Below are 21,642 nucleotides of genomic sequence, written 5' to 3'. Positions count from 1 at the left end.
CCCGGAAAAATTACCCGAAAATCATCGCAACCAACTTCTCGATCGGCTGCGACGGACTGGGAAGCTTAACACCGGTGGCCAGCAATATGGCTATTGTAAATGAGAACAGGCACATCGCGCAGTTGACGTAGAAATCCTTTTTGGCGCCGTTCTTATACACCTGAACTTGATCAAGCAATATAATTAAGGCATATGCCATTATCGTATAAACGATCATTAATCCTCTTCCTCCGGTCTGATAGGTTTAATGGATTCAGCCGTATTTCTGATCTCCACCTCGGATTGAACCGAAACTTTCAATTTAGAAAAGTTATCGTCCCATTTCGGCTCCAATTTTTTCCACTGCTTCGGAAATTTTCTGTGAATCTCCTGCCCAAATCCAAAGATATCCTGTTTAAATTCACTCTGTGCGATCTCAATCACGGAGAGCATCTCATGCTCAATCATGTCTTCGGCGATATCCTCAATTCTCGAACGGCCTTTTTTCGAAATAAAATCAAAGTTTTCCTGTACTTCATCTATGGCAGTAACCGTATGCGTCTTGACTTTCACTTGCACTTCTCCATCCACCATGATCGGCTTTATCTCCGTTTTGTTCTTGAAAATTTCAAGCGAAACCCCCGGTGGGCTATTATAGCCGCCTAAAGGAAGGATTCCTCCCTTAATCTCATCTCTCAGGAACAATACGTATTTCGTTTTGTTATAATCCATTGTCCCAAGCATGGTGTCCATGTCGAAAACGGCCAAACCGCTTAAAGTAGCTGATTGTTTGTTGTCTTGATCCAGTATATAAACCAGAGGCAGGATGCTGCTTATGCCGGGAGTGTTGATGGTGTCGGCGAAATCCCATGTCTCCATTACCGGAGAGGTCGATACGCTTCTCTCGTTCTTTTCGATCTCATCGATTTTAAAAGAAAGCGGCTCATTCAATCCCTTACCCGTTTCGAGAATTTCTTTGGCCGTTTTCTCGCCGGACACCAAAAGGTGAATATCGGAGCGGGTCTCCGAATCCCTGATATACCAGTCGATTACTTTGGCCGCTCCGCTTCGGGCAACCTCCTCGCTCATAATGATGCATTTGGCGTGAGCCCAATACAATCTTGTTCCGGTCTCGGAAATCATCCTGCGCACGATTTCAAACATGGTATTTCCGGTAAGGGTGATCAGCTGCGCACCTTTTTCCGATTCTTTTTCTCCTGGAGCACCATCAACGATCTCAACGGTAAGAAGAATCTTGTCATCTTCACCTTTGTCGATGGCAATTCCGGCTACTGTCGACAATTTATCGACTTCCCGATAATTCCAACAGCCGGTCAGCAGCGCGGAAACAGGGCCTATCAATAGGAGCATGATTGAAACTTTTCTTAGGTTCATGCCTCTCGCCCCCAACATTCATCTAAGAACTTTCCTAATCCGCCGTTTCGTCTCGGAGACGGGAGCGTGAAGCTTCGGCTGCCACCATGGAGCGCGAAATATCGTATCTCTGACGTCCGTATCCTTGAAGGAACCTACGGTAAGCATATAGGAAACGCCGAAGCTTTCCAGATTCATTAAATGAACCACCAGGGCAATCATGCCGAACATATACCCGTAGAGTCCCATAAATGAAGCCAATAGCAACAAAATAAAACGCGTTGAAATCGAAGCGCCTTTCATTTTTACGTTGAGCAGGGTCGTAATTCCGGTAAATCCTACGACGATGACCATAGGAGCGCTGACCACCCTGGCATCAACGGCCGCTTGCCCCAGTACCAAAGCGCCAACAATACTGACGGCTTGTCCGATGGAAGCCGGGATTCGGGTGCCGGCTTCCCTTAAAATTTCAAAGACGATCAACATGAGGAAACACTCGGCAACGGTTGGAAGCGGAACATCCTTCCTTGCGGCCGAAATGCTGAGCAGCAAAGCGGTTGGAATCATTTCCTGATTATAAGTAATGAGCGATACATAAATGGCCGGAATGCTAACGGCTAGAAACTCTCCGAGAAACCTCATCAATCGGTTGAAAGAAGCAAACATGTAATTGCTGTAATAATCCTCGCTGACCTGGAAATACTCCACGAACAGAAAGGGAACCGTGATCGCAAAAGTGCTTCCGTCCACAAGAATCGCAATCCGCCCCTCCAGGATTTTGCCTGCCAAGGTATCCGGCCGTTCCGTATTCCCGACGGTCTCGAACGGAGAAATCGGGGCATCCCTGATCATTTCCTGAAGCTGCCCCGAGTCCAGAAGAGAATCGATATGCAGATTCTCCATCCGCCGAATCAGCTCTTTCAGGATTTTTTGGGAAACGGCGCTTTCTACATAGCATAAACATACGGTTGTATTGGTCGTGTCTCCAAGCTCCATGAATTTGAATTTCAAATCCGTGCTTTTGACGCGGCGCCGAACCAGCGATAAATTGACGATCAAGGATTCAGTGAAGCCTTCTCTTGGACCCAATACCGCTTTTTCCGTCCCGGGTTCCGAAACGACCCTCGTCTGAAAGCCCTGAGTTCCAACAATAAGAGCTTCGGTATTCCCTTCAAGCAGCAATAACGTATTTCCGTAGAGCAGCGCATTGAGAATTTCGTCCATGTTGTCCGTTAATCTGAGCTCGCTGGCGTCGATAACCCAATCCATAAGAAGCTGCATGAACGGCATGTCTTTCGTTTCTTCGGAAATTTGATAACCCAATATGGGTTTGATAATGTTGTTGCTCAGCGTATCGTTGCTGACCATGCCCTCAATATGTATTAAGCAGCCTGAAATGGATTTCTCATTGGGATGCTGGAATTTGCGTATTTTCATGGTGGTATCGCCGATAAACATCTGCTTGAACATTTCAATATTCCGCTCCACCGAATCGTGAATGCGCCCTTCCTCAGCCAAATAAATCACCCCTTCCGAAAATATCCTGCTTTTATGTTATTTCCCAAACCATCGGAAAAAAATCAGCAAAAAAAAGCGGTCCTATCCGCTTGGGATAAGAACCGCTTTTCCGTAATGTGCTTGTTATGGGAGCTTAATCAATTCAAAAGCTTCCCACGCCCCGCCGACGGCGTCCCGGTTAGCCACGAGACCGGCCCCGTTGTTCAAATCAACCGTCACATACTTATTGTTGGCGAGAGCTTGAAGGGCGATCGTTCCGTCACTCTGTACAACCTTGTTGAATTTCTCCCATTGCTGGATGCTGTCACTTCTCGCGATCAGCTTGGCCCCCTGATTCAGGTCTGCGGCCACGTATCTATTGTTGATTTTGGATTTGAGCGAGATCGTTTGATCGGCATTCGTGATGACTTCGAACAATTCCCAATCCTCGGCAGTATCTCTGTTGGCCACGAGGGGATCATTGCCGTAGTTCTCCGCGCTAACGATTTTCGAGTTGGCCCGTGAAATCAAATAGGAGTACCCGCTGGCGGAAGGCGGCGGAGTCGTAGTTCCGGACGTATATTTCTTCACCAGGTTCTGCAGCGTGGTGTTCGCTCTGGAATTTTCCGTGTTGAACTTGCTCCATTTTGAAGCAATCGTCGCCGCGCTGTCATTCTGGATGTTCGGCTCCGGATTCGGGTTGTTATTGTAATAACCCCAGTTCCCGTAGTTCGAGCTGACTTTATACGTCCAGTTGGTCCAAGAAATATTCGACGCGTTCATGCCCGCCAAAAACTTCTCCCAGAGATCGGTAAAGTCAAACAAGCAAAACTCGCCGACATAAACCGGAACGTTCCAATTTTTCTGATGATCGCGCAATCCTTGGAGCGCTCCGTTCACCAGATTATTTTGCGCATTCCAGTTCGAAGCATCGCTGCCGCCCATTGCGTAATAATGCATTTCGTATACAACGTTGGTCCATCCATATGTCGAAGGAGCATTCAATTGGTTCCAGTCCCAAGCCGCTTCAATATAGATCGTATGATCCGGGTCAATGGCGCGGATAGCTTTATACAGCCGGTCGTAATATGCGTTCAATTGCGTCTTGCCTACAACATCCGGCTCATTGAGCAAATCGTATCCCGCAACCGCCGGGTTTCCTTTAAAGTGGGCGGCAATGCCTTCCCACAATTTGACGGTACGATCCTGATACAAGGTATTCTTCCACAATTGCGGATCATTGTTGGCTTCGCCGGAGTTATCGAACTTGTTTTGGGCTCCGAAGGTGCCGTGAAGATCCAGCAGCACATAAATGCCCCGCGCGGAAGCTTCATTAACCAGCCAATCCAGCTGTTTCCACGGATCCTGCTTCCAGTTTCCGTATTTGTCCATCAGCTCCAGATAGAGAATCGGAACGCGTACAAAGTTCATGCCCATGTTTTTGATGTTATCGAGATCATTTGTCGTCAGCCAAGCGTTCTGATACGTTTTGATCAGGTTTTCGGCCGTAGCGGCGTCAAATCTGTTCGTAAGCGTCTCGCGCAGAGTCCACTCGTCCGTCACGCCTAACGGAGACATCCAGTCTTCCTGAAGCAGCCAGCCGCCGAGGTTAGTTCCCCGGAGATTGACGATATTGCCCGTCCCCGAGTTATCGCGAACCACGGTACCGTTGGCTTTCAAAAAACCGCTTGGGGTGATTCCCGCCGGAGCATTTCCCGGATCACCGCTTGGCGGAGGCGTAGTCCCGTTATCCGGAGGTACGGTTCCGCCGCTTGTACCGTTCGTCATTTCGGAATAAATCGCACCCAGCAGTTGGCCGCTGCTATCGTTGCTGTATTCCCAGAACATGATGCCGCCAAGGGCGCCGTTCTTGACGTACTGCGTTTTCAGCTTCAACGATTCCGGATCGTCATAGGTGATGAACGTGCTGCCGTTAAACAAGTACGGAGCCTGCGCGCTGCTGTCCCAGTACCGTTTGAATCCGTTCTTGTTCAAATATTGGCTGAGAATCGTATTGTAGTCGGCTTCGAAACCACCGCCGGTGGCAGGCTGATCGAGTCCGTTGTTGCTGTTTCTTACTCCGTTCCAGCCCCGTCCGTAGAAGGCGCCCCCTACGACCAGCTTGGATGCGGGTACGCCGCCGTTTTTGAACAATTTGACCGCAGCGTCAACGCTGATGTCTCTGCTGTACAAATTGGTATGATGGCCGGTCGTCGAATCCCAATCGCCATGAAAATCGTAAGTCATCAGGTTGATCCAATCCAGAAGCGGGGTGATCTTGCCGATTTCTACGCCGTTCAAATACCCGCTGCTGGCACCTGCCGCGATCGTCAGCAAATAGGATTTGCCGTCGACTTGCCCTTGCGCATTCAGCTTCTCGCGAATTTTTGCGATCAGCAGAGTGAAGTTTTGTTTATCTTCCGGGCGTGCTTTAATACCGGCGGAATTATTCGTAGGGTATTCCCAATCCAGGTCCACGCCGTCCAATTGATAGGTTTTGATCAATTGAACGACGCTATCCGCAAACGTCGTACGCGAAGCATCCGTTAACGCCGCATCGGAAAATCCGTCCGCTCCCCATCCGCCGACGGATACCAGAACCTTCAAGGCAGGGTTTTTGGACTTCAGGCCCACTAATGTTCTGATATTGTTTCCGTCCTGACCTGTCAGCGTCGCTTTACCATTTGAAATCAGGGAAAAAGCGTAGTTGATGTGGGTTAGCTGTTCAGGTTTTACGCTCCCCGCATTCCAGGTCACCCAGCTGGCCATGTAGGCGATGATTTTGCCAGGCGCTTGAGGAGGAACCGGCGTAGTGTTTTCCGACGTCGTTGTCACAGCCAGCGGGCTGCTGTCCGCCGACAGGTTGCCGGCCGCGTCCCGCGCTTTTACCGTAACGGAATAAGTTGTTCCGGCGGTCAATCCGCCAATCACCGCATTTACGGTCGTAACGGAAGACGCCAAATTCCCGTTAAGGTATACATTGTAGCCTGCCACACCCACGTTGTCCGTCGAAGCGCCCCAAGTCAACGTCACGCTGGAAGAAGTGACGCCGCTGGAGGCAAGTCCCACAGGTACCGATGGCGCCGATGTATCCGGCGCTCCGCCGCCGTCGCCCGGATCTGCAGAACCGATCTTTTTCCAGACATCCCATTCTCCGGATAAATCGGGCTGGTCGCCTTGCGTCCACCACTTGGCTTCGTAAATAATCCCGTTATATACCACCCTCTGTCCTGCCGTGTATACATCACCCGCATTCCATTCCGGGTATCCGACAGCATCGGCATTTAGCGAAATTTCGGACTCCTCCGCGCTGACGCGCGGCGTGGATGCCGGAAAGCCCATAATGGAAGCGGATATTACGATACATAAAAATACGATTCCAAAAATTTTTCCGAGAGCTTTCATAGAATGTAATCTGTTATCACTCATTACACATTCTCCTTTGCCAGTAAATTGATAACTTCAAAGATTGCTAGCTTCGAAACTTATAAAATATGAAGCTAAAAAAACGCAAAAAGTCCCATTAATCTCCTCCGTTTCCTCCAATAATATTTATTTAGCAAATTAAGGATATTATTAATTGGCAAAATTCGTCAATCGGAAATCTATGTATTTTTTGTTTTCTGGTATAATTTATAGAAATTATAGGAACATCCAAATAAAAGCAAAAAAATAGTGTATAATAGAGTGTCGAGCTAAAATAATCCATACTTGAAAAATGCCAAGCGTCGATTAAAGCAAAAAACGCGAGTGTCCGAGGCGAAAGCCCCAGTCACTCGCGTTTTCGTTCAGTTATAAATTACTTTATCGCAATCCGCTTCACGATATTCCCGTCGAAGTCCTTCACGACGAACTCGTTGCCTTCGAGCAATCCATAAGAATTCGGGAAATCCCCCTTCGGCAGTGAAATGGAGCCCGGGTTAAGCAGGTATATCCCTTCTTTGTGTTCCGCAACCGGAATATGGGTATGTCCCTGGATAAACACGTCGTTCTCCACCAGCGGCGGCAAATGCTCCATACTGAAGCCGTGGCCGTGAGTCGCGTAGATTCGGCGGCCCTGATGGTAGAGGATCGTATAATCGGCCATCATCGGGAAATCCAGTACCATCTGGTCGACCTCCGCATCGCAATTTCCGCGGACCGCTACAATATTCTGCTTATATCCGTTTAAGGTTTCCGCGACATGTTTGGGATCGTAGCCTTCGGGCAGCGGATTCCTTGGGCCGTGGTAAAGGAAATCGCCGAGCATCACAATCTGGTCGGCTTGCTCTTTCCTAAACTTGTCGAGTGCCCTGTTTAGCCAAGTCAGTGAGCCGTGCACATCCGACAAAAACATGATCTTCATGATTAATCGCCTCCAAATGATGAGGAAGATTGCACTTACCGGTTAATTTGCCAGCTTAAATTGGTCGGACGTAATTTTGAAGGTATCCTTGAGTCCGGGCGTCAAATAAATCTGGTCGTCTTTGGTAATGAACATGGCTTCCGTGTTCTTAAGCGACTCTACGTATTTCATCCCGTCTTCAAGACCCATGACATATACAAACGTTGACAAAGCATCCGCATCCGTTGCATTATCGGAAAGGATGGTTACACTCTTCAGATTGTTTTGCGCCGGCGCGCCGGTTCGTGGATCCAAAATATGATGGTACATGACGCCGTTTTCAATGAAATACCGTTCATAAATTCCGGAGGTATCGATGACCTGGTCATTCAGACGAATGCTGCCCACCGTGATCCCCCGAGATTGGTCGGGATCCTGAAGGCCGACATTCCAGTCTTCTCCGTTCGGCTTGCCGCCGATGACGATAATACTGCTCCCGCCAAGGTCGACCAGCGCGCTCTTAACCCCTTCGGCCCGCAAATATTCCGCCACTTTGTCGGCAGCGTAGCCTTTGCCGATTCCGCCGAGATCCAGAATCATGCTGGGACGTTTCAGATAAACCGTACGTTTGGCTTCGTCCAGAACAACATCCTTGTACCCGATCAGGCTTCTCTCACGGTCCAGATCTTGCTTGGCCGGAACGTGAGCCCCTTCGTTTCCGATGTTCCACAAGTCGACTAAGCCTCCGACCGTAGGATCGAATAGCCCCCCGGAGGATACGGCATAATCAAGCGAACGTTTCACAACTTCGAACGTATCCTCGGATACTTCCACCGCCGTTTTGCCGGCTTCCTCATTAACCTTGTGCAATTGGCTGGTTTCAAGCGTCCGGCTTAGTTCTTCGTCCAGGGTCTTCAGCATCGCGTCGATATGATCCAGATGTTCAGTCGCTTTGGGATCTCCGTACAGCTTGATATTTACAACCGTATCGAAAATATAATATTGTCTTGCTTCCGGCTCGGATGCCGCCGTCCCGCTGCCTAGCGCGGACGAGTTTGATTTTCCTCCGCAGCCTGTAAGCATGATCGCCGTCAAGGCCATTATTCCGCAGGAAACTGCCATTTTGCGCAAACCGTGTTTGAATCGCATTCCTTCACCTCTTTGTTGTAATTCACATTCATAAGGTCAACAAATGGTATTGTATAACCCCGCTTAGCAATAGTCCAGTATGTAAATCACGCTTTTCTAACTAAAGTCTATTTCCTTGTTCAGGATGATTTCATCCGGAGGCGCATCCATTGGAGGCGAAAAGGGAAGCAAACCAAACCGGACCCCGCCGAGATCATCGGGTAAACGAGGAGTCACCAAATAACTGCTCTGGGCTTGTCCGCCTCCGCCGCGAGAACCGTTCTGATTTACAATATACTCTTCACTGCCGTATACCTCGAGCATCAGCTGCGGACGTAGTTGAATATTTCCCTCATACTTGAAAAGATGGCTAATCTCTAAAAACACGATGCTTGCTTTTTCATGCTGCATGGCATGGGTCAGCCGGTATTCCACGTTATCCGACACGGTCTTCTTCATAATCGGCAAAACACTCAGCAGCTCTCCTGGCTCTCTGACCGCTGTCGGGTAGAAACGTCCATTCAATGCGCGCAATAACCAAATGATTTGACCCGGCCCCATTTGATACTTTGTTCCCCAGTTCTCAACCAGCTCCATTGCAGGAAAAAATCTTTTCCCGTTTGCGAGCAGCTTTCGCTCGTGTACCAGCTTAAGCAGCTGCTCGTCGATCGCTTTTATTTCATCATTATAATCGTTCGGAATGCTGAATAATTCCCCCCAGCTCATCTAGGGTGCCCCCTTCACCATAATTTAATATTTATTCTAAATTATAAGCGAAAAAGCGGCTCTCTGCAGAGAACCGCTTTTCTGAATTTTTGTGAGGGTATTCGCGCTTGCAAATTAGTACAAGGTTTTGGTTGCATCGGCCGAATACGGAAGAATCTCCCCGGTTTTTCCGCTTAGGACTTTGGACGGCCATGCCGGATCCACCAAAAGCGCCCTGCCTACTGCGACAAGGTCGAATTCCTGTTCGTTCAGTCTATCCATCAGACGGTCGAGATTGTTTACTTCATTTGTTTCGGGATCTGTCCCACCCGCAAATTCGCTGTTGAGTCCAACCGAACCAACGGTGATGCTGGGTTTGCCGGTTATTTTCTTGGTCCATCCAGCCAGATTCAGCTCTGAGCCTTCGAATTCGGGGAGCCAAAACCGGCGCGTGGAGCAGTGGAAAATATCTACACCCGCTTCGCTGAGCGGAGCCAAAAACCGGGCCAAATCCTCCGGAGTAGAAACAAGCTTGGCCGTGTAGTTCCCTCCTTTCCACTGCGAGAAGCGCAGCACGATCGGGAAATCGGGCCCTACCGCTTGCCGGCAAGCTTTGATGACCTCCGTCGCAAAGGTTGTGCGAGCGACCAGATCGCCGCCGTAACGATCCGTCCGTTTATTCGTTTTATCCCAAAAAAACTGATCGATCAAATATCCATGCGCGCCATGCAGTTCGATTCCGTCAAAGCCGACCCGTTTCGCGTCCGCCGCTGCGGCGGCAAAAGCAGCGATGATGCCGTCAATTTCCTCCTGAGTCATCGGCTCTGTCACTGTATCGCCGTTTAGATTAAGCCCTGAGGGGCCGATCGGAAGAGCTTCCGCGTTAGGGAGTTGCCCGATGGTACGAGCCATGCCCACATGCCATAGCTGAGGAATGATTTTTCCTCCCGCCGCATGAACCTCTTTCACGACATGCTCCCAGCCTTTTAACGCTTCTTCTCCATGAAATTTGGGGATGCTCGGACTGCTTACCGCAGCAGGATGGTTGATGGCCGTCCCCTCTGTAATAATCAGCCCTACCCCGCCTTCCGCTCGGCGGCGGTAATAAGCGGCAACATCGGCTCCGGGAACTCCGTCCGGTGAAAATCCCCGCGTCATCGGCGCCATGACGATTCTATTCTTAAGCGAAAGCGGCCCTGCCTGAAACGGCTGAAACAATGGTTCCGTGTTCATATATTCGCTCCCCATTCGTTATTATTATTACTTTTCGTAAGTATATTATCTTGCGAATTCCGGGAATAAGCAAATGTTGGAATGAAAAGCTATTCCTTCAAATGATACGGCACGGTCGCTACGATAACGTTTCTCCGGTATAGCAGATGCGCCCTGATCAATAAGCTTGATTGATTGTGCAGAATATTATGCCAGCCCTTCTTCGGGATAAACTGCGGAATGATCACCGTAACTTGGTAATGCGATTCCATCGACTTTTTCTGAACCGTATCCACGAACTTCACCAAAGGCTGTATGATGCTGCGATATGGAGAGTACAAAGTCACGAGCCGTACATCTGGCTGCCATTTTTTCCACTTTTCTTCGAAAATAGCCTCTTCCTCTCTCTCGAACGGTACATAAACGGCGATGATCTGATGAGGAGAAAGCGACTTGGCATAATTCAGCGAGTTTTCCACGACATGCGTAATCCCGGCGACCGGAACGATAATGACATTTCCTTCAATCGCAAGTGCCGGTTCGCATGTCGATATTCTCAGTTGATCCGCGATAGCCATATAATGCTTATGAATCCGGTGGAAAAAATAAATGATTACCGGCAAGAAAATAAGCACCGGCCAAACGTTGGAGAACTTGGTGATAAAGAACATAACGCTGACCAGAAGGCTAATCACGGCTCCGGTCGTGTTGATTATAAATTTTTTAACCCACCCGGCCGGTTTCTCACGGAACCATTTAACCATCATTCCCGTTTGGGAAAGGGTAAACGGAATGAATACCCCGATCGCGTAGAGCGGAATCAGCAGTTCGGTCTTGCCTTCAAAAACAACGATCAGAATGATCGAAAAAAGTCCCAGAATAAGGATCCCGTTGGAATATCCGAGCCGGTCTCCCCGGATCGTAAACATCCTCGGGATGAATTTGTCTTTGGCGAGATTCACGGCCAGCAGCGGAAAAGCGGAATATCCCGTATTGGCGGCCAGAATCAGAATCAATGCCGTTGTCCCTTGAATGAAGAAGTACATAAAGTTTCTTCCAAAGGTCTGTTCGGCGATTTGCGACAGCACCGTTACATCGGTGCGATGGCCAACGCCATAATAATAAGCAAGAAAGACGATTCCCGAAAACAATAAAGCGAGCAAAGTTCCCATGGCAAGCAGTGTCTTGGCCGCATTGCGGGGGGCTGGATCTTTGAAGTTGGGGATCGCGTTGGAAATAGCTTCAACCCCGGTTAATGCCGTACACCCGGAGGCGAAGGCGCGAAGCAGCAAAAACAGGCCGATTCCCGCTACGGGAGTTCCCAGGGGCGTATGAAGTTCCGGAGCTGCTTGCCCGGTCAGAACACGAAAAATGCCTGCCCCGATCATAATAAACAAGGCAAGAACAAACAGGTAAACCGGCAAAGCAAAAACGGATGCGGATTCCGTGACTCCCCTTAAATTCAGCGTTGTTATGAAAAGCACAAAAACAACAGCTATGATAACTGTGTAAGGATGCAAACTGGGAAAAGCCGAAGTAATGGCATCCGTCCCGGCCGATACGCTGACGGATACGGTCAAAACGTAATCGACAAGCAGGGAACCCCCGGCGACTAACCCCGGAAGCACACCAAGATTCTCTTTGGAAACAACGTAAGCTCCACCTCCGTGAGGATAGGTGAAAATGATTTGACGATAAGACAAAATCAAAGCGGCCAAAAGAACCAAAACGCCCGCCGCGATTGGAATGGAATACCAATAAGCGATCGCGCCGATGGTCATCAGAACCACCAGGATTTGCTCCGGCCCGTATGCCACTGAGGACAAGGCGTCCGAGGAAAGAATCGCAAGCGCTTTTGTCTTCGTCAGTTTTTGTTCACCCAGCTCCGTCGATTTTAACGGACGCCCAATGAGAAATCTTTTTAAATAGGAAAGCACAAGTTTCACCGCCACAAATGTTATTTTTCTAATTTCCCCCGACCAAATCGGGTTTATTTTCAATTTTTGCTGCCTGTTAAGTCAATTTTAGGCAACAAAAAAACACAGGGTAGCCTGTGTCTTTTTCACAGTAAGTTACCCACTCCTGACTACGCTTACGAGGTTAGCTGTCGGATTCGGACGGCAAGAGTCGCCCTACCTGACGCGTATTGCCGTCAGGATTCACCCCATAGGAGAATCACCCGTTTTCAGGCTTAACTCCAACCGGTTCCCCCGTTTTCCAGGTTAGGAAATTCAGCGATAATGAATAAGTTTTCAGAAATAATATTCAAGAAACAATTAACATCATACGTTCGATATCAAGGTTTTGTAAAGCGATCGATTAAGAAATGTACTCGCAAAAAAACGGCATAGTTTCCCGAAAAACCGCTTACATCGTAATTTCCCTCTCGAAATTTATATTTCTTCGGCCATTATCTTTCCTTTTCTTGCTTTAATGGAATTAACGCAAAAAAATCATTTGCCGTCCCTTTCCCTTAATTGAAAATAAAAAATTAAGCTTTCATTAGAAAGATACATGAAAAGCTTCAACAAATACTTTTTAAGCTTATTTCTTTTCTTTTTGAGCGAAAATTTGCTTCAGCAGGACCTGAAAAAGCTCTTTTCCTTTTTTACAAAAGGAATCTTGAGATAGTATGATTCGTTGTAATGAACGACGCTTAATTCCCGCCTGGCGGGAAGCGGGGGAACCATCGGACCTTTAACGGTCCTCTTGGGGTGAATCCGAGAAGAGACTATCATTCCGGTCTCTTAAGGTAGGGCGACTCCCACCGCCCGAATCCGGCAGCTAACCTCGTAAGCGTGACAGGGGGAACCTTTATTTTGCCTTGCATTTGCGCCGGGTCTGTTTTTTCGTCCACGCAAAACCGCAGCAGAGGTTTTATCTCTGTTTGCGGTTTTTTTGCTGAAATGACAGTTTATACAATCTTTAAACGACGGGGGTACGACATGAAACTATATTATATTGGGACAGAGCAGGGACTTTTGGATCCAATCAGTTTACGCTACTTATGTTTCGGAGCTCTATGGTATGAAGAATGTGGCCAGCGGTTTATCGTGGGTTACGGCTTCGGGAAAGACAAAATCGAGGTGCTGCGGCAGTTTGGTCAGCCGGCTTCCTGTCTGGAATGCCCGGATTCTGAAATCGTGCTCGGAATTTATAAGAAACTGAGAGAAAAACAACAGCAGCAGGACTGGTTCACTCGTACCAGGCTTCCGCTTCCGGCAGCCTTCCGGGAGCCTTGGAGAAACAAACCTTCCGGTTGGTATGTGATCAAGTCAAGAGAATCGTTTCCCCTTCATTTATCCGTCGTTCATAAAATGAAATATATCATCTGGCTGGAGCATTCCGCAGTTTGCGAGAATGAGCGGGAGATTCGGCAGTTTGTTGAAAAAGCCCGGAAAACTCACCATATTGAACTAAAATTCGCAGAAAATCCTGGAGGGAAAACGAATGAAGACTAAGTTGTCACAAATTAAACTGTTTGCCTTTCATGAACCTCCCAGCTTTCTTTGGACGGTAAAAAAGCCGAAAGGCTGCTGGTATTGCGTTCTGAAGCTTTCATGCGGAGAAAACTGCGGTTTGGGTGCTTGCCTCGTTTTCGCGGATCAGAAAGGATTTGATTTGATCAAATGGGGAGTTTTCTTAAAGTGCATCCGAAATCATACGGTTGAGGAAGCCCTCGAAATTGTACGGTGCAAAGGCGCGGAATGGAGTCAGAACCAACGGGAACTGGTCCAAATCGCCTTGCTCGAAGTCGCTCAAGCCAAGCGTGTTCCACTCAAAATCGCAGCCGGTGACGAACATGGGAACAACCGTTTATACAGGAACCCGCCGAATGAAGAAAAATTGATTCAGGAATCGATGTCTTATTATTCATTACTATAATTAACTCTTCATGAAAGGGAACTTAGGGGCGGGGGACGCGAACCGATGTTTACCGAATCCGTCGACTATGATTTAATCTAAAGGGAGACAATAAAAGAACTGCGGCTACAAGGCATGGAAAGAGGGCATAAAATGAAGTCAAGAAATTTGGCCGGGATCTCGTTATTAATTATGTTTTGCGGTTTTTTAGCCACTTTGTTGTTACCCCAGTCCACTTTTGTTCAATTATTAAAGGGGAGTTTTGAAGCAGGTTTGGTGGGAGGAATGGCCGACTGGTTTGCGGTTACCGCATTGTTTCGTCATCCTCTGGGGATTCCGATCCCCCACACCTCGTTATTGCTAAAAAACAAAAGCAAAATTACGCGTTCACTCATTTCCGCCGTAGAGAACGAGCTTTTAAATAAACAGAGCATCGAAGCCAAGCTTCGATCCATACATGTTTTGGAAACGGCAATTTTCATGCTAGCCAGAATACTGAGCCGCAAGAAAACAAGATTGAACATTCTGAATTTCTCCGAAACGCTGCTGCGGCAGTTGCCGACGGAAAAATACGTTCCGTATCTTCAAAGCGGATTGTCCGTCTGGCTTAGTAAAGCCGATATTCAAACGGCGACGAAACATGTCTACCGGCAGGCCGTACGTTCCGGTTACGATTACAAAGTGATCGACCTCGCCGCTTCGGGACTCATTAAATGGCTGGAACAGGAAAATACAAGCGCGCTCCTCGGCAGCATGGCATATCAGAAGTTAACGGAAATGAAAGGCAAGGGAATCAGAGGATTTTTCCTTCAGGCCGTTACGGGTTTCTTCACGGAAGACAAGCTGGGAATCATGCTTCAAGATTTGTCCCTTTCGACGGCGAGGGAATTACTGGATGAGGCTAGCCCTTTGCGCGAAAAGCTCGCCTTGGAACTTCGCGGCACACTTCTCCGTCTCATTGAAAATGACGACAACATACTCACTCTCCGAAATTGGGCTGCGGATCAAATAAAGGGAGAAAACGGAACGAGCTTCATCGTATCAGCAATCGAAGGCATACGGACGACGGCACTCGATACGATAGAAAAGGAACGCATAGCCGGAGGACGCAAAATCTTTACGTTATATCGTTCCTTGATCCGGTTCATCAAGAACCGCAAGCCGGAGGTTCTTGCGTCCATGGAGGACCACCTTACCCAGTATTTGATCAATCTGGCCGCATCTAACCATCATCTTATCGGGCAATTGGTGAAGGACAACATCGATCAAATGGACGACGAGACTTTAGTGATGATGCTTGAGGATAAACTTGGAAAGGACTTGCAATGGATTCGCGTTAACGGAGCCCTTTGCGGCTTTTTACTCGGTTTTTTGCTTACTTTAATATCCCTGTTCGCGCATTAATGCTCCGCCGATATGATGAAATCCGAAAATCGGTTTGTGTTTCAATGAAATTCACCCATATGATTTGTTGCCTCATAACTTGCGAGCGGCAGTGAAAAATAGAATTCGACCTTTCCTTCCCGGACCGTCAAGCCAAAAGACGCCTCATGATTTTGCAGGATCGCCCGGGTAATGGATAACCCCAACCCCGTGCCGCTGAATTTTTTGCTGCGCGAGTTCTCCATGACGTAAAATGGCTCCCAAACCTTCTCCCACTGCGTTTTATCCTCATTATCCGTTCCGTTGGCGATGCGAAAATAAACGCTGCCCTCTTTCGCTTCCGCCATCACCTCCACGCGTTTTACGGTCGTGTATTTCATTGCATTAGTCAGCCAGTTATCCAAAACAGATTCCAGCTTTCTGAGGTCCGCCCACACCCAGGTCTCGCCCATCAGCCGATTGTCCGCCTCAAGCTCCAGACCCTGCTGGCGGAACGCAATCCGATACGTTTCCAGCGTCTCTGCCAGAAGTTTCCGGAAATCAACCGGTCCGAAACGATACTCATCCTCTTGAAGCCGGGACAATTCCAGCAGACGGTCGATGAGGCCGCTCATATGCTCGCTTTGCCGGCGAATGACATCGGCGTAGGTACCGTCGTCCATGCCGTCGCTGAGCCCGGAGGCATAAACGCGAATGAGCGAAAGCGGAGTCTTCAGTTCATGCGAAATATCCGAGATGAACGTCTGCAGATTGTCGTTTTTCGCTTCCAGCGAACGGTGCGCCTCCTCCAGTTTATCGCTCATCCGATTGATGCTGTCGGCCAGCGTCTCGATTTCGTCGCCCGTATGAACATCGGCCTTAGTGAACGACAAATCGGAAATCTCTTTGGCCGTTTCATTCAGTTTCACCAGCGGCCTGACGATTCGCGCCGTGTACAAAGCGGATAATAACACCAGCAGGAACAACATGCCGACCCAGATGTATGCGTTAAACCGGTTGACGATTCGAAGGGTTTCCCCCGAATGCGCAATTGATTCACCCACGGCAAATACGGTTCCGTCAATCTCCACGAAGTTGACCAGGAAACTGGACTTCAGTTTCGTCTGATCGTAAAGCCTGTTTACCCTCCCGCCTTCATGCAGCTTCTTCACGCTGTCTTCGGTCAGCCAAAATTTGCTGAGCGCAATTCCCTTTCGTTTAAACTGGTACAGCAAATCGTCGTTTAGATCGTTATTTGCGCCGGATATGGAGGTGTAAGCAATCACCGCCTGATTTTGCTCTTCTATTGCCCCAATCCGAGCCGGGGCTGGAGCACGCTCCCCTACCGTCAAGTCGGAAACCAGGGAGGACAGTTTCTGCTTGGTCTGATAGAGAAAATATTTAGGCAGAAAAAAGGAATTGACGGCAAACGAGAGCGTAAACACAAGACATAGCGATGCCGCAATCCGTACGACCAGTTTTCGCGTCAATCTACTGTTCATCGGAATCAACCAGGCCGTAGCCCATTCCCCTGTATGTCCGGATGCGATGCTCGCCGATCTTTTCCCGCAGCCGCCTGATATGGGTATCCACGGTCCGTTCCTCGCCAAAATAGTCGAATCCCCACACTTCATCCAGCAGCATTTTGCGGGTCATGATTTGCCCCTTATTGGCAAGCAGATATTTCATGAGTTGAAATTCCTTGTTTGTCGCCATTACGTCCTCGCCGTTCCGAAAAATTTTCTGACCTTCCAGATCGACGGTCAAGTCGCCGACGGATACTTTCTCCGTAAGCTGGAGCAGCTTTTTCACCCGCAGAAGCAAAATGCGCGGATCAAACGGCTTGCGCACATAATCGTCCGCTCCGCTTTTCAGGGCGATAAATTCGTCATCCTGGCTTCCTTTGGCCGTCAGAAGCAGTACTTTTGCCCGGCTGGTCTTCTTGATCTCCCGGCTTACCTCGATTCCGCTCCGTTTCGGCATCATCCAATCCAGAATCGCCAAATCCACTTTATAGTTATAAAACAGGTCCAAGGCTTCCTCCCCGTCCTGCGCAAGCAAGCATTCAAACCCGTCCTTCTGAAAATAAGCCTGCAAAATCTGCAGCATCAACGGCTCATCATCCGCCAGCAAAAGGTTCATCTCATACGCTTCCTCTCCGAGCGGCATAACGCCCGATAGCGGCGTGTACAAGCTCTCAACCAGTGTAGAACCCTTATGTTACATCAGTGTAACAAAATCGAATGTCTTCAAACAAGTTTCCGCATCCTATCCAATCGGCACATTCATGTAACAATCCCGTTTTAGTATGGCTAGTGTCATGCGACAACCCAAAGAATGGAGGAAAACCAAATGAAGAAAAATTTAGCATGGATATGCGCCGCTTTACTGGCCCTCACCGCTGCCGGATGTCAAAATGCCGCCGGCGATGCGGCGAGCTTGTCCGCAAGCCCGGCGCCGACAGCCGAACAGGCGAAGCAGGACTTGACGCCGGCGGGTCTGCCGTTCGACTTCGAGGTGGATCCGGAGACGTTTGCGCTTACGATTATTAAGGATGGTGTCCGGACTCCCGCTTCGCTTCCGCTGCCGAAGGAAAAGGTAAGCGATCTGGTTCAAAGCAAAGATTCGGCGAAGTGGACCTATCCGGGCAAAGTCAAAGTCAGCATCGCCAAGAAGAGCGACTATCTCGACATCCGGATCGTTTCGGACGGAGCGGACCGTTACGAGTGGCCTTCGGTTAAGGCCGATGGCTACATGCTTCCCATCGGGGAGGGGAAAACCATTCCCGCCGGCGACGAGAGTTGGCGAACGTTTCTGAACGACCAGACGTATACGTGGAGCGAATCGTTTTCTATGGACTTTTTTGCGCTGAATAACAAGCCTTACTCCCTCGTTTATGTGGTGACCAACAAGTTCAATGGCGAGGTTCATTTCGATACGTCGTCGTCCGTACAATTTCAATTTGCGCATGAATTCCCTTCGATCAATCCGGACAAAAGCTATGGCTTCCGTCTGTATGTGACCGGCGGCAGTCCGCAGCAGGTGGTGGCGCCTTACAAAAATGTTGTAGAGGAACTAGGAAACGCGGTCACGCTCGAGGAAAAAGCGGGGGCTAACCCGAATATCCGCAAGCTGTACGGGGCGCCGCAAATTTATTTGTGGAGCGAGGCCATTCTCACAACCGACGACATAAAGTGGCCGCAGCTTCGCAAGCTACTGCCCGACTCGCTCGGTCCGTGGCTGGTCAAGCTTCTGGCGGGAACGGCTGACGGCAGCGCCGAGCTCGCGGACGTGCTGGGGCAAATTCCCGGACAGGATTATATAGACAATTATCAGAAGTCGGTTGTCTTAAACGCGCTCAACCAGGGAATGAAAATGAAAGGCTTCTACTCCCCTTCCGTGTTCCCCCATCCCGGAGGGGAAGTGCAAAAGCTGATCGATCAAGGCATTGGCAAACTAAGCGAGGAGAAGCTCTATGACCTGAATAAATTGCTGCTGAAAAGCGTGCTCCAAGACGCCGCGTCCCCTCTCTCCGAATGGGGGCAGGCAAACTCGACCGGTTTGCTTAAAGACATGCATGACGCCGGTATCGCCAACGCCTGGATCGGGCTTCCGAATTGGGTCGACGGCCTGATGAACCCGCAATTGGTGAGCGAAGCGGATCAAGACGGGTATTTGATCGCTCCTTACGATTCCTATCATTCCATTCAGCAAAACGCGGATATTTCCTGGAACACGGCTTCATTCCCGGATCCGGCGCTATTTGAGAATGCGACTATTACGAAAAAAGACGGAACTAAGGTCGCCGGTTTCCTGCAGCGGGGACGCAAGCTCAATCCGACACTCGCGATGCCAAGCGTAAAAGAACGCGCAGAGGGCATCCTCCAGGACGGCATCGGCTTCAATTCCTGGTTCGTCGACTGCGATGCGACGGGCGAAATTTATGACGATTACTCGCCGGCTCACCCGACCACGCAGCAGCAGGATTTGAATGCCCGGTTAGAGCGGCTCGGTTATTTTGCCAAGGATAAGCAAATGGTCGTAGGCTCCGAAGGCGGCAACGATTACGCCAGCGGCGTCATCGCCTTTGCCCAAGGCATCGAAAGTCCAATCATCGCCTGGGGAGACCCCGACATGCGCGACAACAAGGACAGCCAATACTACGTAGGCGGCTATTACGCCGCAAACGGCATCCCTGAGAGATACGGCAAAACGGTGCCGATCAAAGCGCTGTACGAGAAAATATACGTCGATCCCGCCTATTCGCTGCCGCTTTACAAGCTGGTCTATAACGACTCCGTCATCACGACGAACCATTGGGAATGGGGCAGCTACAAAATAGCGGGTGAAGAGGCCGACCGGATGCTCTATGAGCTCCTGTATAACGTCCCCCCTCTGTATCATCTTGATCGCGGGACATGGGAGCAGGAAAAAGACAGCATCACCGGTTTCCTGAAAGTCTGGTCGCCGCTGCACCGGCAATCGGTCACACAGGAAATGACCGGCTTTAACGTGCTGAGCGACGACCGACTCGTGCAAAACGCGCAGTACGGGGACGACGTCAAAGTGACCGTCAATTTCTCAAACCGCGATGTGACGATCGAAGGGGAGGATATTCCGGCGAAATCTGCAGTAATCCATAATGGGGACACTCGTCAGGTCTTCGACGCGGCCGCGAACGCCAAGCTGCTGTCGTAATTTTTGAGCATGAATCAACCAGCTCCGAATGAGCCGTACACCAAAGCTTGATCCCTCTACTTTGGTACCCTGTTCCCAGGGGGATCTCCTCCAAATCAAGGAAGCCAAGGTTTCGTCTGGATTTTATCACTGTGCAGTCACCTTCTGTGATTATTTCAAATTTGGAGTTGTTATTTTGAAAAAAAGGACCGGCTCATTTGGAGTCGGTCCTTGATCTGTTGTTCTCCCCGGCAAGATTAAAACGAAAAATAAAGATTAATTGAGCGTGACCTTGATGCCGGGAGCAATATACACCGAAAACAGCTCATCATTCAAAATGTTATAGGAAATTATGATTTCTATGGCAACAAATTGAGGTAACTCTTATTGCTTATTACAAAGGAATTATTGTTCTGTAAAGCATCCCAGTTGATGGACCATGACATGATTCCTCTGAGGTCGGGATAACTCTCTCTTAAGGTATTAAATGCCTGCTGAAGTTGCTGGTTTGTTACTTGACCGCTTCCGGCGGCGCCAGAGGAAGCCGGTACACCGATTACTACTTGATCAGGTCTTAATGCCGGGAAGAAGTAATTGGAGTTATTATTAACATTGAAGCCGTTTAAAAGCATATTAGACATAGCAACTATAGATTCTGTATTTCCCATTGAATAGTATTGTCCATTGGGTGCCATGATAGAGCCGGAGTTATATAATTGGACATGCACGTAAGTTGTCTTGTCGCGTAATGCATGGATCATTGGAATGTAGGAGCCGGCTCTGGAGTCTACATATGGATTCAAGCCTCCATAATACTGATAGCCAAGTTGAAAATAGAAGGTCTCCGGCGCCCATGATAGAATGAAGTTTGATCCATAAGAGTCGCAAATACTGCGTATAGCCGATATCATATTGACGATTTTAGGCGATGTAGGATTTCTAAAGTCAGGATCATTGCCGCTATTTAATTGTACAGACGACTGTTCCAAATCTATATCTATTCCATCGAAGCCATACTCATTTATGAAACCCTTGATATCATTTACAAATTGAGTAACTGCAGTAGATGAAGTGAGGGAGAAATAACCCTCGTATCCGCCTATGGAAAGTACGACTTTCTTTCCATTTCGTTGCAGAGTCTTAATGTCTGCCTTGAAGTCATTGATTGAATAATCAGAAGTCAACCCGCCTATTACCAATTTCATTTTGCCGTCTGTACTGCCGGGGGTAACCGGTTCGGCAAAGGAAATATTGATGACATCCCAGTTCGGATTAACATCTCTAAGTTTTATAAATGGTACACCGCTGTTCCATGCATGCCAGTAACCGACCATGATTCTTTTGGGCAATGTTGAGCTGCCTATGGTGTATGTGGCAGTTGCGGTAGAGGAATCAGTCATGCCTGATTTGAATGCCTTGGCTTTTACAATGGTGGTTGAAGCTACAGTTATCGCACCTGTATATTGAGTTGAAGAAGCTGTGGGCTCAGTACCATTGGTAGTGTATCTGATCGTTGCTCC

16 protein-coding genes and 2 riboswitches are annotated in these 21,642 nt (G+C 48.8%); of the genes, 4 read left to right on the top strand and 12 right to left on the bottom strand.

Features of this window, described 5'->3' with window-relative positions:
- Positions 1 to 10: 10 nt before the first annotated feature.
- From ACI48K_RS22065 to ACI48K_RS22025, 9 genes are all read right to left on the bottom strand, one after another.
- Positions 11 to 217: a hypothetical protein gene (locus ACI48K_RS22065; RefSeq protein WP_475029800.1), complete on the bottom strand. Its 207-nt coding sequence runs from the start codon at positions 215 to 217 to the stop codon at positions 11 to 13.
- Positions 217 to 1,374: a Ger(x)C family spore germination protein gene (locus tag ACI48K_RS22060; protein ID WP_475029799.1), complete on the bottom strand. Its 1,158-nt coding sequence runs from the start codon at positions 1,372 to 1,374 to the stop codon at positions 217 to 219. Before ACI48K_RS22060 ends, ACI48K_RS22065 begins: the two co-directional genes overlap by 1 nt.
- Positions 1,375 to 1,392: 18 nt before the next feature.
- Positions 1,393 to 2,871 carry a spore germination protein gene (locus ACI48K_RS22055; RefSeq protein ID WP_475029798.1) on the bottom strand — a complete coding sequence of 493 codons (1,479 nt, stop codon included), beginning with the start codon at positions 2,869 to 2,871 and terminating at the stop codon, positions 1,393 to 1,395.
- A gap of 123 nt (positions 2,872 to 2,994) precedes the next feature.
- Positions 2,995 to 6,279, bottom strand: a complete 3,285-nt coding sequence (locus tag ACI48K_RS22050; protein WP_475029797.1) for a glycosyl hydrolase family 18 protein — start codon at positions 6,277 to 6,279, stop codon at positions 2,995 to 2,997.
- A 370-nt stretch (positions 6,280 to 6,649) separates the two neighbouring features.
- Positions 6,650 to 7,195 (bottom strand): phosphodiesterase, encoded by a 546-nt coding sequence (gene yfcE / locus ACI48K_RS22045; RefSeq protein ID WP_475029796.1) that lies wholly within the window; start codon positions 7,193 to 7,195, stop codon positions 6,650 to 6,652.
- Between the two features lie 42 nt (positions 7,196 to 7,237).
- The gene (locus ACI48K_RS22040) at positions 7,238 to 8,323 is read right to left on the bottom strand and encodes an FAD:protein FMN transferase (RefSeq protein WP_475029795.1); all 1,086 of its coding nucleotides are present in this window, start codon (positions 8,321 to 8,323) and stop codon (positions 7,238 to 7,240) included.
- A gap of 96 nt (positions 8,324 to 8,419) precedes the next feature.
- Positions 8,420 to 9,028: a hypothetical protein gene (locus tag ACI48K_RS22035; RefSeq protein WP_475029794.1), complete on the bottom strand. Its 609-nt coding sequence runs from the start codon at positions 9,026 to 9,028 to the stop codon at positions 8,420 to 8,422.
- 114 nt (positions 9,029 to 9,142) lie between these two features.
- Positions 9,143 to 10,240, bottom strand: a complete 1,098-nt coding sequence (locus ACI48K_RS22030) for an NADH:flavin oxidoreductase (protein WP_475029793.1) — start codon at positions 10,238 to 10,240, stop codon at positions 9,143 to 9,145.
- Between the two features lie 89 nt (positions 10,241 to 10,329).
- Positions 10,330 to 12,156, bottom strand: a complete 1,827-nt coding sequence (locus ACI48K_RS22025; RefSeq protein ID WP_475029816.1) for an APC family permease — start codon at positions 12,154 to 12,156, stop codon at positions 10,330 to 10,332.
- A 137-nt stretch (positions 12,157 to 12,293) separates the two neighbouring features.
- Positions 12,294 to 12,466, bottom strand: a riboswitch (cyclic di-AMP (ydaO/yuaA leader).
- Positions 12,467 to 12,862: 396 nt separating this feature from the next.
- Positions 12,863 to 13,033: riboswitch (cyclic di-AMP (ydaO/yuaA leader) on the top strand.
- 131 nt (positions 13,034 to 13,164) lie between these two features.
- Between ACI48K_RS22025 and ACI48K_RS22020 the strand changes: the two genes are divergently transcribed.
- From ACI48K_RS22020 to ACI48K_RS22010, 3 genes are all read left to right on the top strand, one after another.
- On the top strand, positions 13,165 to 13,680 hold the full coding sequence (locus ACI48K_RS22020; protein ID WP_475029792.1) for a hypothetical protein: 516 nt from the start codon (positions 13,165 to 13,167) through the stop codon (positions 13,678 to 13,680).
- A complete protein-coding gene (locus ACI48K_RS22015; RefSeq protein ID WP_475029791.1) occupies positions 13,670 to 14,104 on the top strand; it encodes a hypothetical protein in 435 nt (144 codons plus the stop codon). The genes ACI48K_RS22020 and ACI48K_RS22015 overlap by 11 nt, the downstream gene beginning before the upstream one ends.
- Positions 14,105 to 14,218: 114 nt before the next feature.
- Positions 14,219 to 15,487: a DUF445 domain-containing protein gene (locus ACI48K_RS22010; RefSeq protein WP_475029790.1), complete on the top strand. Its 1,269-nt coding sequence runs from the start codon at positions 14,219 to 14,221 to the stop codon at positions 15,485 to 15,487.
- A 41-nt stretch (positions 15,488 to 15,528) separates the two neighbouring features.
- On the opposite strand, the gene ACI48K_RS22005 is transcribed toward ACI48K_RS22010, so the two are convergent.
- Positions 15,529 to 16,947 carry a HAMP domain-containing sensor histidine kinase gene (locus ACI48K_RS22005; RefSeq protein ID WP_475029789.1) on the bottom strand — a complete coding sequence of 473 codons (1,419 nt, stop codon included), beginning with the start codon at positions 16,945 to 16,947 and terminating at the stop codon, positions 15,529 to 15,531.
- Positions 16,937 to 17,587, bottom strand: a complete 651-nt coding sequence (locus tag ACI48K_RS22000) for a response regulator transcription factor (RefSeq protein WP_475029788.1) — start codon at positions 17,585 to 17,587, stop codon at positions 16,937 to 16,939. Before ACI48K_RS22000 ends, ACI48K_RS22005 begins: the two co-directional genes overlap by 11 nt.
- A gap of 210 nt (positions 17,588 to 17,797) precedes the next feature.
- On the opposite strand from ACI48K_RS22000, the gene ACI48K_RS21995 reads away from it, so the two are divergent.
- Positions 17,798 to 20,143 (top strand): glycoside hydrolase, encoded by a 2,346-nt coding sequence (locus ACI48K_RS21995; RefSeq protein ID WP_475029787.1) that lies wholly within the window; start codon positions 17,798 to 17,800, stop codon positions 20,141 to 20,143.
- 338 nt (positions 20,144 to 20,481) lie between these two features.
- Here ACI48K_RS21995 and ACI48K_RS21990 read toward each other — a convergent pair.
- The coding region (locus tag ACI48K_RS21990) for a chitinase (protein ID WP_475029786.1) at positions 20,482 to 21,642 on the bottom strand (1,161 nt) is incomplete at its 5' end.

The sequence above is a fragment of the Paenibacillus terrisolis genome, from assembly GCF_056171975.1.
Note: the sequence above shows the minus strand (reverse complement) of the source record. Positions and strands in the feature narration are given on the sequence as shown.

Excerpts from the sequence above, each read along its gene's own strand:
- ACI48K_RS22030 (WP_475029793.1), bottom strand. The coding sequence starts at position 10,240 with ATGAACACGGAACCATTGTTTCAGCCGTTTCAGGCAGGGCCGCTTTCG.
- ACI48K_RS22015 (WP_475029791.1), top strand. The coding sequence starts at position 13,670 with ATGAAGACTAAGTTGTCACAAATTAAACTGTTTGCCTTTCATGAACCT.
- ACI48K_RS22000 (WP_475029788.1), bottom strand. The coding sequence starts at position 17,587 with ATGAACCTTTTGCTGGCGGATGATGAGCCGTTGATGCTGCAGATTTTG.
- ACI48K_RS21995 (WP_475029787.1), top strand. The coding sequence starts at position 17,798 with ATGAAGAAAAATTTAGCATGGATATGCGCCGCTTTACTGGCCCTCACC.
- ACI48K_RS22040 (WP_475029795.1), bottom strand. The coding sequence starts at position 8,323 with ATGCGATTCAAACACGGTTTGCGCAAAATGGCAGTTTCCTGCGGAATA.
- ACI48K_RS22020 (WP_475029792.1), top strand. The coding sequence starts at position 13,165 with ATGAAACTATATTATATTGGGACAGAGCAGGGACTTTTGGATCCAATC.
- ACI48K_RS22035 (WP_475029794.1), bottom strand. The coding sequence starts at position 9,028 with ATGAGCTGGGGGGAATTATTCAGCATTCCGAACGATTATAATGATGAA.
- ACI48K_RS22005 (WP_475029789.1), bottom strand. The coding sequence starts at position 16,947 with ATGAACAGTAGATTGACGCGAAAACTGGTCGTACGGATTGCGGCATCG.
- yfcE (WP_475029796.1), bottom strand. The coding sequence starts at position 7,195 with ATGAAGATCATGTTTTTGTCGGATGTGCACGGCTCACTGACTTGGCTA.
- ACI48K_RS22060 (WP_475029799.1), bottom strand. The coding sequence starts at position 1,374 with ATGAACCTAAGAAAAGTTTCAATCATGCTCCTATTGATAGGCCCTGTT.
- ACI48K_RS22050 (WP_475029797.1), bottom strand. The coding sequence starts at position 6,279 with ATGAGTGATAACAGATTACATTCTATGAAAGCTCTCGGAAAAATTTTT.
- ACI48K_RS22010 (WP_475029790.1), top strand. The coding sequence starts at position 14,219 with ATGGAAAGAGGGCATAAAATGAAGTCAAGAAATTTGGCCGGGATCTCG.
- ACI48K_RS22065 (WP_475029800.1), bottom strand. The coding sequence starts at position 217 with ATGATCGTTTATACGATAATGGCATATGCCTTAATTATATTGCTTGAT.